This is a genomic window from Actinomycetota bacterium (assembly GCA_040755895.1).
GTDB lineage: Bacteria > Actinomycetota > Aquicultoria > Subteraquimicrobiales > Subteraquimicrobiaceae > Subteraquimicrobium.
The window spans coordinates 1-16594 of sequence record JBFMAG010000136.1; the positions used below are offsets into that span (position 1 = coordinate 1).

12 protein-coding genes are annotated in these 16594 nt (G+C 47.7%); all 12 read right to left on the bottom strand.

Features of this window, described 5'->3' with window-relative positions:
• The coding region (locus AB1466_06435) for a CO dehydrogenase/CO-methylating acetyl-CoA synthase complex subunit beta (GenBank protein MEW6189720.1) at window positions 1–633 on the bottom strand (633 nt) is incomplete at its 3' end.
• Entirely contained in the window at window positions 626–2596 is a 1971-nt protein-coding gene (gene cooS / locus AB1466_06440) for an anaerobic carbon-monoxide dehydrogenase catalytic subunit (GenBank protein MEW6189721.1), read from the bottom strand. The genes AB1466_06435 and cooS, both read right to left, overlap by 8 nt.
• Window positions 2589–5171: a molybdopterin-dependent oxidoreductase gene (locus AB1466_06445; GenBank protein MEW6189722.1), complete on the bottom strand. Its 2583-nt coding sequence runs from the start codon at window positions 5169–5171 to the stop codon at window positions 2589–2591. The genes cooS and AB1466_06445 overlap by 8 nt, the downstream gene beginning before the upstream one ends.
• Before the next feature lie 15 nt (window positions 5172–5186).
• Entirely contained in the window at window positions 5187–5717 is a 531-nt protein-coding gene (locus AB1466_06450) for an NADH-ubiquinone oxidoreductase-F iron-sulfur binding region domain-containing protein (GenBank protein MEW6189723.1), read from the bottom strand.
• Window positions 5714–7531, bottom strand: coding sequence for an NADH-ubiquinone oxidoreductase-F iron-sulfur binding region domain-containing protein (locus tag AB1466_06455; GenBank protein ID MEW6189724.1), 1818 nt, complete (start codon window positions 7529–7531; stop codon window positions 5714–5716). The genes AB1466_06450 and AB1466_06455 overlap by 4 nt, the downstream gene beginning before the upstream one ends.
• Before the next feature lie 43 nt (window positions 7532–7574).
• Complete coding sequence (nuoE, locus tag AB1466_06460; GenBank protein ID MEW6189725.1) at window positions 7575–8060, bottom strand: NADH-quinone oxidoreductase subunit NuoE; 486 nt, start codon at window positions 8058–8060, stop codon at window positions 7575–7577.
• A 16-nt stretch (window positions 8061–8076) separates the two neighbouring features.
• Window positions 8077–9039, bottom strand: coding sequence for a CO dehydrogenase/acetyl-CoA synthase subunit delta (gene cdhD / locus AB1466_06465; protein ID MEW6189726.1), 963 nt, complete (start codon window positions 9037–9039; stop codon window positions 8077–8079).
• A gap of 48 nt (window positions 9040–9087) precedes the next feature.
• Window positions 9088–9942: a bifunctional methylenetetrahydrofolate dehydrogenase/methenyltetrahydrofolate cyclohydrolase FolD gene (gene folD, locus AB1466_06470; GenBank protein ID MEW6189727.1), complete on the bottom strand. Its 855-nt coding sequence runs from the start codon at window positions 9940–9942 to the stop codon at window positions 9088–9090.
• A 12-nt stretch (window positions 9943–9954) separates the two neighbouring features.
• Complete coding sequence (locus AB1466_06475; protein MEW6189728.1) at window positions 9955–10719, bottom strand: AAA family ATPase; 765 nt, start codon at window positions 10717–10719, stop codon at window positions 9955–9957.
• Window positions 10720–10744: 25 nt separating this feature from the next.
• Window positions 10745–12724: an ASKHA domain-containing protein gene (locus tag AB1466_06480; protein MEW6189729.1), complete on the bottom strand. Its 1980-nt coding sequence runs from the start codon at window positions 12722–12724 to the stop codon at window positions 10745–10747.
• Between the two features lie 80 nt (window positions 12725–12804).
• Window positions 12805–14502, bottom strand: a complete 1698-nt coding sequence (locus AB1466_06485; protein MEW6189730.1) for a formate--tetrahydrofolate ligase — start codon at window positions 14500–14502, stop codon at window positions 12805–12807.
• A 422-nt stretch (window positions 14503–14924) separates the two neighbouring features.
• On the bottom strand, window positions 14925–15986 hold the full coding sequence (locus AB1466_06490) for a glycosyltransferase family 4 protein (protein MEW6189731.1): 1062 nt from the start codon (window positions 15984–15986) through the stop codon (window positions 14925–14927).
• Between the last annotated feature and the right edge of the window lie 608 nt (window positions 15987–16594).

Below are 16594 nucleotides of genomic sequence, written 5' to 3' on the forward strand. Positions count from 1 at the left end.
ACCGAAGGGAATAAGCCTGGTCTCCCAACCCATTTGAATTCCCTCTTCGGCGAGTTGCTCCGCCATGTTCTTCCCATTGGTACTGGCTGACATGAAAACGTATAAGTTCTTCTCCTGCAATTCCCGGGCGATTTTCACGGCGATCTCATTGGTCGGAGCAGCTCCCACCACAGCTGCAAAACCGGGGGCCGTGCCGTCCACGAATTCAATTCCCCTTTCTCGCATGATGACATCATCCGCCGCTCCCAGCCAGATATTCTCGTCCGTGGGACTAGCGGTCATGGTATAGAGAACATTCTCACCAGCATACTTTATGGCCTCGATGATTTCGTCAGCAAATAGAGTGGCCATTCCCGCATCCAGTGCAGGACCAAGATAAGGTAGCCATACACGCTTGTCAGGAACCGGTGGAAGAAGCGATTTAGCCCTCTCCAACACTGGGAGCATATCGCCTAGGGTGCTCACCTTCATTCCCGTGATCCCATAAATCACGGGGAGATAATACCCCGTGTTGGGGAAACTCACCATCTTGTCCGGTCCATAATTCTTAAGGGCTTTTTTGATATCTTCCTCTGCCCTTTTGACAATCTTATGAGCACCCCTTATGGCAGCTGAAGCGATGATTTTAGACACGAAGCATCCTCCTCATCTCCATGTCATAAAGCACCCTTTCTATCTTCTTGTCGATTCCCAGAGCTTTTCTATTTCGGTCAATGCGATCGATTAATATCCTTGCCATCTCCATTGGATCGGGTTCATAAACCCACATCGCCCCGGTGAGATCCTCAAGCTCTCTAAATAAGAAATCGCATAAGGTCTCGCTTCCCAGGGTGGGGAAGGACACTCCAAATACGACCATGACTCCACTGGCGACGAAGTATTGACCGATGGCGATGGCCTTCTCGCTCATCCAACCTGGAGCACAACCGGCGGCGGGTATCTGATGAATATCGTCACCCAATCCGCCCTCCCTTATTATTTCAGAAGCCGAGATTAAGATGCGGCTGTTATCCACACAAGAGCCACAGTGAAGCACTGGGGGCATCCCCACCGCCTCGCACACCTCGCGTAGTCCTGAGCCAGCAAGTTCAGCTGCCTCGGGAACCAACAATCCTTCCTTGGCACAACTGATGGCGGAGCAGCCGGTGGTTAGGACCAAAACATTGTTGGCGATTAGTTCCTTGACCAGAGTGGTATGAATGAAATCGGACTTCACGCGGGGATTGTTGCACCCCACAACGCCGACAACTCCCCTTATCCTCCCGTTGATTATATTGTCGTTGAGGGGACGATATGAGTAGCGGAATTTTCCTCCGAGAATATACTCTATCGTCTCATGGCTGAAACCGGCAATGAGCTCCATTTCTTCATTGGGGATTTCCACCCCTCCCCTTTTGGGATAATTGGCGATGGCTCGTTTTATTATATCCTTGGCCACATCGATTGCATTATGGGCATGGAATTCAAAATGGATTGCACCCTGTATTTTCGCCTTTCGCGATGTGGTGACGATCTCCGTGTGATAACACTGAGCCACCGAGGGCAGGGATTGCATGACACATTGGACATCAACGACCATGACCTCAACTGCCCCAGTTGCGATGGCCAATTCCTGCTGCAAGAAATTACCAGCTATGGGTATCCCATGCCTCATCAAAAGTTCATTCGCGGTACAGCATATCCCCGCGATGTTTATCCCTTTTGCCCCAGCTTTCTTGGCTAAATCAAGTAACTCCTGGTCACGAGAGGCGATGACCATTGCCTCGGGTAATAATGGTTCATGTCCGTGGACGATGATGTTGACTTCGTCCCTTTTGAGGACCCCTAAATTAACCTTCGCCCTTAAAGGAACTGGTGTGCCGAACATGACGTCCTGCAGTTCGGTGGCGATCATGGAACCACCCCAACCGTCAGCCAGAGCGGTTCGACAACCGTGGAGGATTATATTCCTATAATCTTGATCCACACCAATGCTCGTTCTGTGCATCGTTTCCACAATTTCACGATCAATACCTCTGGGGACGATACCGAGGTCCCCCCACAGCTTTTGTCTGGTTGTAGGGGCTCGTTTTATGAAGCAAAGCTCCCCTTCCTGCTTGCCGAATTCTGCCAGCGCTTTCTCTCCAACCTCGATGGCGATTTGATTCTTATCCTTTCCATCCACACCCACTCCAAGAACATTTGCTATCATTTTCAGCTTCTCTTCATCTTTGATTTCATATGCCGGTGCCTCGCCTCTGGCTGCCGCCAAAAAAGTTAGAACAACCTCCCTGGCATGATCTGAGTGGGCAGCTGCTCCAGCCGCGATCATGCGACCAAAATTTCTTGCCGCGATAACCTCCGGCGTCGCCCCACAAACTCCCACATCGAAACCATTCTTCCTGGGGATAATACGGCATGGACCCATGTTACACACCTTGCAACAGGATCCCACACTTCCAAAGGGACATGGCCTTTTCTCCTTGGACCGCTGAAAAGCTGTGGTAACACCCTCTCTGGCCGTCTTATCTAGCATCTTGATGCTCGCCACGCAGCTAGTTTCGGAACGGATGCTCACCGGATTTGATGATTTACCTTTCCTCTTATATTTACTCATTAGTCACTTCCCCCACTTCCTCGAGTGGTAAAATCGCCACTGCAGATAGCTGAATCTTCCTGGTCTTTGTGGTAGGTTCGATATCCGAAGTCGTGAGTGTATTCGATCCCGGGAAATGTGCCGGCATGAACACCAGACCCAGAGGCAATGATTCATCCATCTTCGCCACAACGGTTATACTGCCTCTTTTAGATGAAACCAGAACTTTGGACCCCTCCGTTATCCCCAAGGATTTGGCATCCTCTGGATTTATCCCCAGGTACTTACCTTGAAATGGTTCAAGCTGGGATATCCTTGACCTGCTCGTCCGGGATCCATCATAAAAATCGAATTTGGTCGGACCGGTCATCAACAAATATGGATGTGTGCTATCTGGGGTCTCGTATGATTTACCCATATCCGCCGTCATGAATGAGTATCTTTCCTTCCAATCCCAGCTCCCACCGGAATATGCCGGAATGAGGGTCTTTATTTCATCCATGATCTTTTCCTCTGAATCATAATCCAGGGGATAACCCATTTTACTCGATAACTCGGCTATTATCTTCCAATCCGGCCTGGCCAGAGGATCTATTGCTCTATTTATCACCTTTACCTTACCCTCCGAGTTGGTGAACTTACCAGAACTCTCGGCGAAACTTATTCCCGGCAGGACCACATCAGCCAATTTCGCAGTTTCAGTTAGGAAAATGTCTTGAACAACCAGAAAATCAAGGGAGATGAGAGCTTTCACAGTTTCCATCGTATTTGGGAAGGATACAACCGGATTTTCACCCAAGATATACAGGGCTAAAATGGTGGTACCGGATTGAATCATCTCCAGGGACGAAAGACCAGGTTTATCTGGCAGTGCAGCTCCATAAATCCTTTCAAACTTCCTCCTGGCTGTTGAATCATCTACCCTTTTGTAACTGGGATAAAACTCCGAAAGAGCACCCACATCGGCGGCACCTCGGAGATTGCAAAGAGACATGCAAGGGAATACTCCTCCCTTCACTCTTCCCATCAGCAACAGCAGATTTATAATGGCGTGAATGCTTTGAATGTCACTCGCTTCAGGTGAAAAGATGATTATCACCTTTTTGTCACTCTCACCATAGAATCTCGCTGCTTTGGCGATGCTTTCCCAGGAGACCCTCGTCTTCCTCTCCACATCCCTCGCTTGCTTGGTCAAAAATTCTTTAAACTGATCCATATTGCTGCATTTCGTCTCGACGAATTCTCGGTTATATAAACCCTCCTCCAACATGCAATGAGCTATGCCGTTGAGCAAAATGGCTTCGGTGCCCGGTTTTGGTCTTAAATATAAGTGAGATATCTTGGCGACTCTGGTGCTTCTTGGATCGATGGTTACCAATTTCGCTCCCCTTTTTGAAGCCCTTTTTATCTCGACACCGACAAAAGGAGAACTCATATCGACATCCGAATGAACGATGAATAGTGTGTCGGCTTCCTCCATCTCGGCGAGGGAACAAGCTACATCGGGGGTCCCAAATACCTCAATGAAGTCCGCTACGGCTGGATAGCTCAAAAGCCTGACCGAACTATCGACATTATTCGTGCCCAAACAGGCCCTCATGAACTTCTGAAAGAGATAAATCACTTCATTGGTATGATGGGCGGAGACTATTCCTCCCAAGCCATGGGGACCATGGGTATCTTTTATTTTTGATAACCGCCTTGCCACATAGTCCAATGCCTCATCCCAAGTACATTCCACCAATTTGCCATCCCTTTTAATCAGGGGTACCTTGAGTCTTTCTCCATTTTGGACGTAATCCCAACCGAATCTACCCCTGGCGCAGAGATAGTCCGTTTTTTCCTCGGTGGTTACCTTAACGATTTCACCATTTTTTGTGTTGATCAGTAAATCGCAGCTACAACCGCAATAAGAGCAGACGGTCTTAGTCTTATTGAGCTCCCACTCCCGTCCACGGAATTTGCGGCTCCTCTCCAACAAAGCAGCCACGGGACAGACCGCGACACAACTGCCACAAAAATCACAACCAACTTCCTGAAGGGGTTTATCGAGGGGTGTGGTGACCTTTGTTACGATGCCCCTCTGCATGAAATCCAGAATGTCGCTGCCCTGAGTCTTACATATTCTGATACATCTCCCACAAAGGATGCATAAGTTGTAATTTCTCTCAATCAGTGGATTGCTCGAATCCACGGGGTAACCTGGATCCTTCACCATAAACCGCGTTTTCTCGATCCCCAACTCATAAGCATACTTTTGAAGCTCGCAGGTTCCATTCCTTTCACAGCTCATACAATCCCCTGGATGATTGGATAATATAAGTTCTACAACGAAACGCCTGGCTTCAAGGACTCTGTCCGTTCTCGTTCGCACCACCATCCCGGACTTGACCTTCCTCCTGCACGAGACGACCAATCCCTTGGCACCCTCCAATTCAACGAGGCATAACCGACACGCACCCGTGCTTTCAAGACCCTTACAGTAACAAAGATGGGGTATCTCGATACCCGCCCGGGAGGCGGCTTCAATGATCGTTACCCCATCGGGCACGGAAATCTCCCGATCATCGATATTTAAGGTAACCAACTGGCTCAATTTCTTTCCCCTTTGTTAGACCAAGATGATAGCATCGGCTTCACAAGTTGACAAACATAGACCACACTTCATGCACTTTTTTCCCATTATGATATAAGGCCTGTTGTCAGCCAAATATGGTATATATTCGTCTCCAAGGATGGCTTCTTCGGGACAGATGCTCTTGCATGAGCCGCACATCGTACATTTTTCGGCGACCACCCTATAGGAGATGAGATCCTTGCAGGATTTCTTGGGGCAATGCTTCTCCTCTATATGCTCCCTGTATTCTTGCTCCTTGGAAGAGAGTGAATCTGATAGAAATTGGGCTGCTTCTCTTCCCTTTTTGCATCGAGCCGTCTCGCCAACCTTATAAGAGATTAACCGAAGGAATTCCATGTCTTGGCTTATGCCCTCACCTCGGGTAATCTTGTCCAATATCCAAATTATCCGATCCGTCCCAAGCATGCATGGAAGGCATCTGCCACACACCTCTTTTTGGGCAAAGTCACGAAGATATTCCAATGCTTCAAGGACCGCACAACGCTCCTCCACCGCTGATATCATGCTTTAACCACCCTTTTTCCTTCAAAAGTGATGCAGTGAATTGGACACACAACAACACAAGCTCCACAGCCATTGCAATAGACCGGATCGATATAGAATCCATCTCTCTCCTCCATGATGGCATCATAAGCACAAGCTTCCCTGCACAAACCACACTGCAGACACTCATCTTCCAAAATCCTGTAGGCACCGAGCGCTCTACATACCCCCGCTGGGCAGTACTTATCCCTTATGTGCGACTCATACTCGTCCCTGAAGTAACGGATCGTGGTCAAAACCGGATTTGGAGCGGTTTTCCCCAACCCACATAGGGAAGTGGTCTTAATCTCCTCACCCATTCTTTCAAGAAGTTCGACATCCCCTTCCTCACCCTTTCCTTCCACAATTCGCGTGAGAATCTCCAGCATCTCATAGGTTCCAATGCGACATGGTGGACATTTACCACAGGATTCCCTCTGGGTAAAAGAAAGAAAAAATCTAGCTATTTCCACCATACAATCCGATTCGTCCATCACCACTAGACCACCTGAACCCATCATCGAGCCAACTTCTCCCAGCGATTCAAAGTCAATGGGTACATCGAGATGTTCCTCTGGAATGCAACCCCCACTCGGACCACCAATTTGAACCGCTTTAAACTTTTTATCCCCGAGCACTCCTCCTCCAATGTCAAAAACCACTTCTCTCACGGTTATACCCATGGGTACCTCGATGAGTCCGGTATTTTTGACCTTTCCGGTTAAGGCAAATATCTTCGTCCCCTTGGATTCCTTTGTGCCTATCTTCTTATACCATTCCACTCCTCGTGTAATAATCACGGGAATATTAGCAAAAGTCTCCACATTATTCAGGCAGGTGGGCTTGGCCCACAATCCCGCTTCGGTGGAGCGAGGCGGGGTTACCCTGGGCATACCTCTTTGACCCTCTATGGACATCATCAACGCCGTAGATTCACCACAAACAAAGGCACCTGCACCCCTTTTGATCTCTATGTCAAAGTTGAGACCACTCCCTAGGATGTTCTCTCCCAACAATCCAATTTCCCTTGCCTGGGAAAGAGCGATACTCACATTTTCAACGGCTAGGGGGTATTCTTCCCTCACGTAGATGAAACCTTCAGATACGTTGCCAACCGCGTAAGCGCATATTATCATGCCTTCGATCACAGAATGGGGATCACCCTCGAGAACGCTTCTATCCATAAACGCACCAGGATCGCCTTCGTCTCCATTGCAAATGACATATTTTCTATCACCTTTAGCGGCTCTCGCATATTTCCATTTCAATCCAGTGGGAAATCCTGCCCCTCCTCGTCCGCGAAGTCCCGATTCCTTTACGACTTCGATTACTTCTTCGGGAGTCGTGCTGGACAAAACCTTTGCCAGGGCTTCATAGCCTCCCGTCACAATGTAGTCCTCGATATTAGTTGGATTGATTTTCCCACAATTACGCAGGACTACGCGCATCTGCTTTTGATAAAAGGGAATTTCTCTTTGATTGCGCGCCACCTTTCCGGTAACGGTATCAGTGTATAAGAGTCTTTCTATCTCCTTGCCCCTGAGCACAGTAAAATCGATGAGCTTGGGGACATCAAAAGCATCGACTTTTTGGTGGAAAATACCCTGGGGTTCAATGGTTACCAGAGGTCCCCTCTGGCAAAAACCCTGACAACCCGTGGGTATAACCTCAACTTCAAGACCCTGCTTTTCTATCTCTTTAGAAAAGGCTCTTATTACATCGATGGAACCGGATGCACGACAACCTGTCCCTGCACACACTTTCACTCTATGCTTCTTTGCTTCTCTTTTGTGGATGAGTACCTCTCTGAGGGCTTGTAAATCCTCTACGCTTTTTAATCTAGTCACCTTGCTCCTCTTCCCCTCTCAACTTTGCGACTATCTTCTTTGGGTTCTTCTCTTTAGAGACCACGTCGTTAATGACTACGACCGGGGCTAGGGCACAACAACCAACACAACTGACGGTCTCCAAAGTGAATTTTAAATCACCGCTGGTCTCTCCATCTTTTAAACCTAAATTGGTCTCAAATTCTTCCAGAATTGCATGCGAACCCCGAACGTGGCAAGCCGTACCCACACATACCCTGATGATATTCTCACCGCGAGGCGTGAAATAGAAACGGGTATAAAACGAGGCCACCCCATAGACGTGTGCCAGGGAGATATCAAGCTCTTCCGCGATGACCTTCATCGCATTTTCTGGAAGATAGCCAAACTCACATTGAACATCCTGCAAAATGTGGACGAGCACTCCTTCTTTGCCCTCATATTTTTTCACTATCTCCCGAGTCTTTTCCCCCTCTAAGCAAGTGCAGATTTTCTCCATAGAAAACAAGCCTTTCTTAAACTTTACACCATTTACCCTCGGCTAAAAGGTCGATTGCCTTCCTCACCAAGTTTACGGCTTCGGGGTGGCGCATGATCAAGATATTTGCACCAGCTAAGGCCAAGCTTATCGCGGTAAGGGCTTCCCATAAAATACCGCGTTTTTTGGCATCTCCCCAGGAAGGTTCATCTTCCTCGGTGGTTTTGGCCTCTTTAGCCCTCCAGGCCTCTCTACCCAAATTGCAGATTAAAGGCATCTGCATCATTGCATCGTTCTGCTGCAAAGCTGCTAGTTTATCCCTCTCCATTACCGAATAGGTGTATTCCAAACCATAACCCAGAGCCCCTGTCGAGGGATCCATGATCACCCTCTCGGAATCCATTCCCAAATTTGTTATTAAAATGTTGAGTTGCTTGGCCATATTCACATCTATCGGCGTTTGTCCCGACACAACATGATCAAAACCCAAGGCAGCAGCGGTTATGGATTTGTAATTATCCTCCTGGGCTGGGCCCAGAACTACCCTTTTCCCATGAGCAGCCTGAGCTACCTTCTTTAAGACCTCCATATCCTTTTCCACATTTCCTGAGCCGTAAATGATCAAGGGAATGGAAATCGCATCCAAAATGGATCTAACGGTTTGAGCAGCTTCATCGGAGCTGCGATTCTTTCCCGTGGGATCGGTTCCCAAGAGCTGAAGGCAGATCAAATCAGCTCGATACTGGTCCTGACACTTCCTGGCCCACGCCGCGGGATCATCGATTACATCTTTAAAGGGCTCCAAAGCGACCTCGGGCCACCCTTCGGGAACCACATCATAAACCTCCATGGCTATGAGGGGCTTGTGGGGCATCTCTCCCTCGAATAGATGGAAGGAGAGAGTACTCTCTCCACCGACGGTAATTTCGGTATCCCCACTTCCGATGGTCACTTCTCTGATCTTGCCCATATATTTCTCAAAGAGCGGTACAAAAGCCATTTAAACCCCCTTGTTCGTTCACGGTTCACCGAAATATTTTTAAATACGTCAACGATGAGTAGATTGGATTTTGGCTGCCTTAACGGTATTCTTTAGAAGCATGGCTATGGTCATCGGGCCAACTCCTCCCGGCACCGGCGTTATGGCTGCGGCTTTTTCCTTCACCGCATCGTAGTCAACATCGCCCACCAATTTATCATCAACCCTACTGATGCCCACGTCGATGACGACCACTCCTTCCTTAACCATACCCCTGGTAACCAGTTTTGGATGCCCCACGGCAACCACCAAAATATCGGCTCTCCTCGTGTGGGAAGCCAAATCCTTGGTCTTGGAGTGGCAAATGGTGACCGTAGCATCATTGTGTAAAAGCATTAAGGCCATGGGTTTCCCAACGATGTTGCTTCTTCCCACCACCACAGCGTCTTTGCCTCGAATCTCTATCTTCATCTTCCTCAACAACTCCAATACCCCATGGGGTGTGCACGGTGGATAGAGGATTTCACCAATGGTCAGATTACCCACATTAAAGGGGTGAAAACCATCGACATCCTTTTGGGGATCGACGGCGTTTAAAACCTTCCGGGTGTCGATGTGATCGGGTAATGGTAGCTGAACGAGGATGCCATGGATCGAAGGATCATTATTTAAATCAGTGATTAGTCTCAAAAGTTCTTTCTCGGAAACATCTTTGGATAAAGGATATTTTTTCGATAGAATACCCAAGTTTTGACAGGCTCTCTCTTTCTGGCGGATATAGATCATGGATGCAGGATCCTCGCCAACCAGAATAACCGCTAACCCGGGGGTAATATTCCTCTCTTTAAGGATTTTTATCTCCTCTGATAATTCACGGTAAATGCTGGAAGCTATCTCTTTCCCGTTGATGATTTTAGCCGTCATCTCCCTCACCCCTTAAGTGATTTTTGTCAAAAGCTCCTCCATTATCCCATCAACGGCTCGCACGGCCTTAGAGGTCTCCGGAAGCTCGAGCAGGGACCGATGTTCTAAATCGTATCGGGGAATGAGCTCATCATTTGGCACTATTCCCGCCAATTTAAGCTCACCTTTCTTCAACTCGCTTAATACCGAAGGATGGGGTTTCCCTTCTATCCGGTTGATTATTAGGAAAATTTTTTTGATCTTCAATTTGAGCTCGCTTGCCAGGTCTCTTATCTTCACCGCCGTTTCAACCCCTCTTAAGGTAGGATCGGAGACGACCAATAGGAAATCCACATCCCTCGTAGTGCGCCTGCTCAAGTGCTCCATACCGGCTTCGTTATCTATCACCACATACTGGTAGTTTTCTGATAGAGCATCCAAGCATCTCCTTAAGATTGTATTTGCATAGCAATAGCATCCTAGTCCCTCGGGTCTTCCCATGCTCAGTAAGTCGAACTTCTCCGACTCAACTAAAGCCTCCTGAACCTTGAATTCGATGTACGTATCCTTCGATATTCCAGGCGGCAGTTCACGGATGCTCTCCAACACCTCTTCCCGAATACTACCTATAGTGGACTTGAGTTCCACCCCCAAGGCTTCGTACAGGTTTGTGTTGGCATCGGCATCCACTGCCAAAATGGGTGTCTTTCCTTTTCGGCATAAATAACTGATGATCAACGCCGCGAGGGTAGTTTTTCCGGTGCCACCCTTCCCAGCCACAGCTATTATGCAACTCAACAAACTCACCACAATTATGTTGCTTTTATATTGCTTTCCTCGTAAGAGCTTTTATCCTTCCTTTCATGGAGGGGAAGAGATCCACATTGGTGTGAGGGAGAAAGAGAGCCGAAACGTATCTCTCCATGAACTTGGAACTAGTACTTAAATCAAGATAGGCCATTTTCTTAGCAATTTTTTTGGCTTTCTCCTGCATTTCCCGCGATAGACAAGCAAAGCAAGCACCGAGCAAGGATCCATTCCCTACGAAAGTGAACTTCTCCATGGGAAGTTCTGGTAGGAGACCGATGGTTATGGCTTTATCGATCTCCAAATAGTTTCCAAAGGCTCCGGCGATGATGATATTTTCTATATCCTGGAGCTTGAGATCCAAACTCTCCACCAACACCGTTATCCCTGCAAAGACAGCTGCTTTAGCCCGCATCAAATTATCGATATCGACCTCGGTGATCACGATATCCTTACCCGTGGCAGTCTCGCCAGCCCAGGCCAACACATATTCAGCCCCATATTCCTCCTCTCGGATCCTTGGGGTTTCGAGTTCCAAATTCATCTTTCCCCTCTGGTTGATCACCCCGGCCAGGAATAGTTCAGCCACGGCATCGATGAGACCTGAACCGCATATCCCCGATGGTTTCGTGAGACCGATCGTTATTATCATGGGTTCAAGGGTCACTGGATCAATGCGAATTTGCTCTATGGCTCCCCTTGTAGCTCGCATGCCGTGTTTAATGCCGCCGCCTTCAAAGGCGGGACCAGCTGAGCATGAGCAAGAGAGCAACCAATCGGAGCAACCCAAGACCATTTCTCCATTGGTCCCCACATCCGTGTACAATGTGAGTATATCTTCCTCTAAGAAATTTGAAGCAAGTATCCCGGCCGTTATGTCACCACCCACATAGCTAGCTACGCAGGGAAAACAATAGAGATACGCCTGAGGAACAACACTCATCCCCAAATCTCCACATTTCACCCAAGGGAAGGAAGTGGCAGCTGGGATGTATGGTTCTTCTCTTATATATTTGGGATTGAGTCCGAGGAGGAGATGGGTCATCGTGGTATTTCCAGCCGCTACAAGGACGCTTATATGCTCCGGTTTTATCCTGGCTTTCTTTATCAATCTTTCGATCAATCCATTAATTGTGGAGACAACGAGGGATTGTAATTTAGCCAATCCATTCTCCTTCGTCGCAAAAATAATCCTGGTTATCACATCCTCCCCATAAGTTATTTGAGCATTGTAGTCTGAACTTTGAGCCAGGGTATAACCCTTGTTGAGATCTATGAGGCGAGCTACGATGCTCGTGGTGCCCACATCTATGGCTACACCATAATGCTGGGAGGTCGTGTCGCCCGGTTCCACCTGCGTGAGTCTGACCTCAGATCCCGTACTCAAAAGGGTCACCGTGATATCCCAATTGTTCTGCCTGAGGATATCGGGTAGCTTCCAGACAACCGAAATATCTGTGACGATGTTCTTTATGCGATGCTTCACACTAAGCTCCCTTTCGATCCGAGACAGGTCACTTAAGCTATCATCCAAGGAAGGTGGCTTCAATCTTAAATGAACCTTCCTTGCAGCTGGATCAAATTTTAAACTCGCGAGGCGCGCCTCCCACTCAGCGGTAGACAAGATATGTCCATAGGTAGGGACCCTTCTTTCCCTCTCCAAAATCTGTCTATCTGCCAGCCTGGATTCGATGGGAATCCTTACTTCGAGATCGCTCATTACCGCAGAACGGCAGGCGAGGACATAACCTTCCTTTATCTCCTCGGGTGATAGCATCGTCGTCGGCTTTGTGTCCACTATTCCCTTCTCTACAATCGCTCGACATTTACCGCAGGTGCCATCACCGCCGCAGAAGGCATTGATATGAACCTCAGCAGCTATCGCCGCTCGCAGGAGGTTTTCTCCATCTCTCACTCGAACTCTTCGATTGCTGGGATAAAATATTATGGTGTGTTCCTTCATGATCTCGCATCCTCGCTGTTCGCTGTTAGCCAACCAACCTTCCAACAACTTACATGATTCACCGTTCACGGTTCACAGTAATTATATCGAGATTAAGCTCGTATTTTGGAGCCCTAGAACAGTCCAACAATTCTCCCGTGCTCATCGATATCGACGTGCACAGCTGCAGGTACTGAGGGAAGTCCCGGCATTGTCCTCATTTCACCACAAATGGGGTAGAGGAATCCAGCACCGACGGAGGCTCGAATATCCCGAATGGGAACCCTAAATCCCCTTGGTCTCCCCTTCAAATTGGGATCATGCGAAAGGGAGAGATGAGTCTTGGCCATATTGATGGGCAATTTATCGAATCCCTGTTTTGTATATAGCTCTATCTTTCTGTCAGCCAAGGGAGTATATTCGACACCATCCGCTCCATAAATCTTGGTGCAGATGATCTCGATCTTTTCCTTGATGGGAATATCCAAAGGATACAGAAAATGGAAATCATTTGGTTCTTTGCAAACTTCGACCACCGCTTCGGCTAGTTCGATGGCTCCTTCTCCTCCCTTTGCCCAGACCTCGATGGGGATGGCATATTTGGCTCCAGCTTGTACTGCTTTTTCCTTTATCACCTCGATCTCCGCCTCGGTATCTGAGGGGAATCTATTGATGGCAACGACGACTGGAACGCCAAACAGCGACATGTTTTCAATCTGTTTTTCCAGATTTTCGCAGCCCTTATCCACGGCTTCGACATTCTCCTTCTCCATGAGTTCCCTGTCGATTGGTCTTCCAGGAATGGCTTTGAAGCCGCCACCGTGCATCTTCAAGCCCCTTACGGTCGCGGTGAGAGCCACACAATCAAGTCTTAAATTGCCGTAACGGCACTTTATGTTAAACATTTTTTCCGCCCCACAGTCGGCACCAAATCCACTTTCCGTGACCACATAATCAGCCAATTTAAGGGCAACGAGGTCGGCAATGATGGAGTTATTGCCGTGAGCCACGTTGGCGAAAGGACCAGCGTGCATGATGCAGGGGGTATTCTCAAGGGTCTGGATGAGGTTCGGTTTTAGAGCATCCTTAAGTAGCGCGGCCATCGCCCCTGCAGCCCTCAAATCCTCCGCGGTTACAGGTCGGCCGTCGTAGGTATTCCCCACAACTATACGGCCCAGTCTCTCCCTAAGATCCTTAAGATCGGTTGCCAGAGCCAGAATGGCCATAACCTCCGAAGCCACGGTGATATCAAAGCCCGTTTCCCTTGGAATACCGTTTTCACGACCCCCGAGTCCGATTACGACGTGCCTTAAAGCCCTATCGCTGATATCCACAACCCTGGGCCAAGTGATGGAGAGGAGGTCTATCCCGAGTTTGTTCCCCTTCAAGATATGGGTGTCCAGCATAGCGGCAAGTAGATTGTGAGCCGCCCCCACGGCATGAATATCCCCTGTGAAGTGCAGATTTATATCCTCCATGGGGACAACCTGAGCATAACCGCCTCCACATGCACCGCCCTTGATGCCAAAGACCGGGCCCATGGAGGGCTCACGAAGGGTATTTATTACATTCTTCCCTATTCTGGCCAAAGCCATGGCGAGTCCCACATTTGTAGTGGTCTTTCCCTCCCCCAGAGGAGTGGGGGTGATCGCCGTCACGGTGATGAATTTACCATCCGGTCTGCCCTTTAACCTTTCCAAAACATCAAGGGAAATTTTGGCTTTATACTTACCATAGAATTCGATTTCATCCGCTAAGAGCCCAATTTGCTCCGCTATCTCCGAAACCGGCTTCAATTTCGCTTCTTGAGCGATTTCAAGATCGGTCTTCATGAGAAAAACCCCCTTTTTTAATATACAATGCCTTTTTAAGTAGATTTTAGAATTTTACCTAGCAAAAGGGTAGTCCCCCTTCCTTAAGGAAACTTAAATTACCGCACCGTTGGAGATTTCGTGAAAAAACTCACAAAAACCAAACTTTTGATTCAGTAAGTGGTATCGAAGAAAACAACTTTAAATTAATGGGTGTTATAAATCCAAGGCAGTAAAACTTATTGAGGATAGTTCCATCAATAATACCTTTACGGTTTCGAAGAAATTTTAAAGGTTAATTTCCCAACGAGCCAAGAATTATCCACAAGCGGTAAAATATCAAGGTGAGCGGTTATAGAAGAAGGAAAGTGAGCATAATATTTTATAAATAAATGAGACCACCCATATGAAATGGGTGGTCTAGGTTTCATTTTGTAACATTTTTAACAGAGGTGTTGGAAATAATAGGTGTCCGTATCTTGCATCGTTGTAAAACCCAGTATCCTTTGATACGTCTTTTCGTAATCGCCAACCATCCTTTCCGCTGAGAATCTTTCCTCCACATGTTTGCGGCACATCTTGGGATCGATCTCTTCCACCTTAGCAACAGCTTTTACCATTTCTTCCATGGAATCAACGATAAAACCGGTCTTTTTATGAACGATAACTTCAGGTGTGGAACCGTTCCTTAAAGCAACTACGGGAGTTCCGGTGGCCATCGACTCGACCATCACCAGACCGAAGGGCTCGGGCCATTGGATAGGAAATAATGTACATTCCGCATTCATATAAAGTTCAGCTTTGGTCTTCAAATCAACCTGGCCCAAAATTTCAACATTTTTTGAGAGCAGGGGTTCAACCTGGGTCTTATAGTATCGCTTTTCACGCTCCTCAGCCATCTTCGTCACCAAGACCAATTTCTTTTTGAGGCGGTTTGCAACTTCGACTGCAAGATGGACTCCCTTCTCTGGGCTCATCCTTCCAAGAAATAGCAAATAATTGCCCTTCCGTGGAGAAAAGGGATAAGCGTGAATATCGATGGCATTATAGATGGTGGCAACGAAGTTTAAGTTCCCAAAACACTTGCGCTGATATTCGGATATGGCATTAAAGTAAATCTTGTCTTTAAGCCTACTATATAAGTATTTGGCTCTTTCCGTTGCCGGTCCATGCAAGGTATGCAGGACTGGCGTAGAGCAAAAAGAGCCGAGAGCTGGACCGATCATCCCACTATGATCGTGGATGATGTCGAATTCACTTGCCCTCTCGTAAGCATTGAGAACATGAAGAAGATCGGGGTAAACTTGACCGATTTCCTTGGTGGGAGCGAATTTAAATACCGATACCAATTCGGCTTCCGTTGATGAATCACCGGAGGCAAACAGAGTTACATCGTGCCCCCGCTGGACAAGCCCCTCCGTGAGCAAGCTCACCACGAGCTCAATTCCACCGTATCCCGCCGGTGGGATGGGATACCAAGGTGGTGCGATCTGTGCGATCTTCATCCTTCTTTATATCCCCCCTTCTCTGGCCCGTCCGCCCAATCGGGACTTGTCGTAGGGGCAGGTAGTCTATTTTAGCCCGTTCGCCTGGGCACTTTGTAATTTTAATTTCACCACAATAGCAAACGGTGCATCCGTTCTTAAGAATTTGGCAATGGCACTTGACCATCTTTGTTCCCTCTCCATCTGCACTTCTAGAAAACAAAAAATCCGACCCCTCATTTTTTATGAGCAGGTCGGTATATTTTGATATAAATATTCGACAAAAATCCGTAAATTCCTGCAAAAAGGGACGTTGGAAATATGTTGAATTTTAAATCAACAGTTGTTAGACTAATGGTGCCGGCTCCCTTCACCGGAGGGGCACCAGATGAGGGAGCCGGCACCACATTATAATTATGTATTATAATTTTACCCATTTGGTGTGCTATTTAGTCTTAAAATATATCATAAACCCAGTAAAGATACAAATACTCAATGGATCAGATAGCGTTCTAACAATTGGTGATTCGCCCTTCGGAACCCACCACCTTGGCAGACTGGATTATATTCTCTTCAGTTTAACATATGCCAAGTGAGCTTCTTTAGCCAATCCTCGCCGCTGTAGGTCG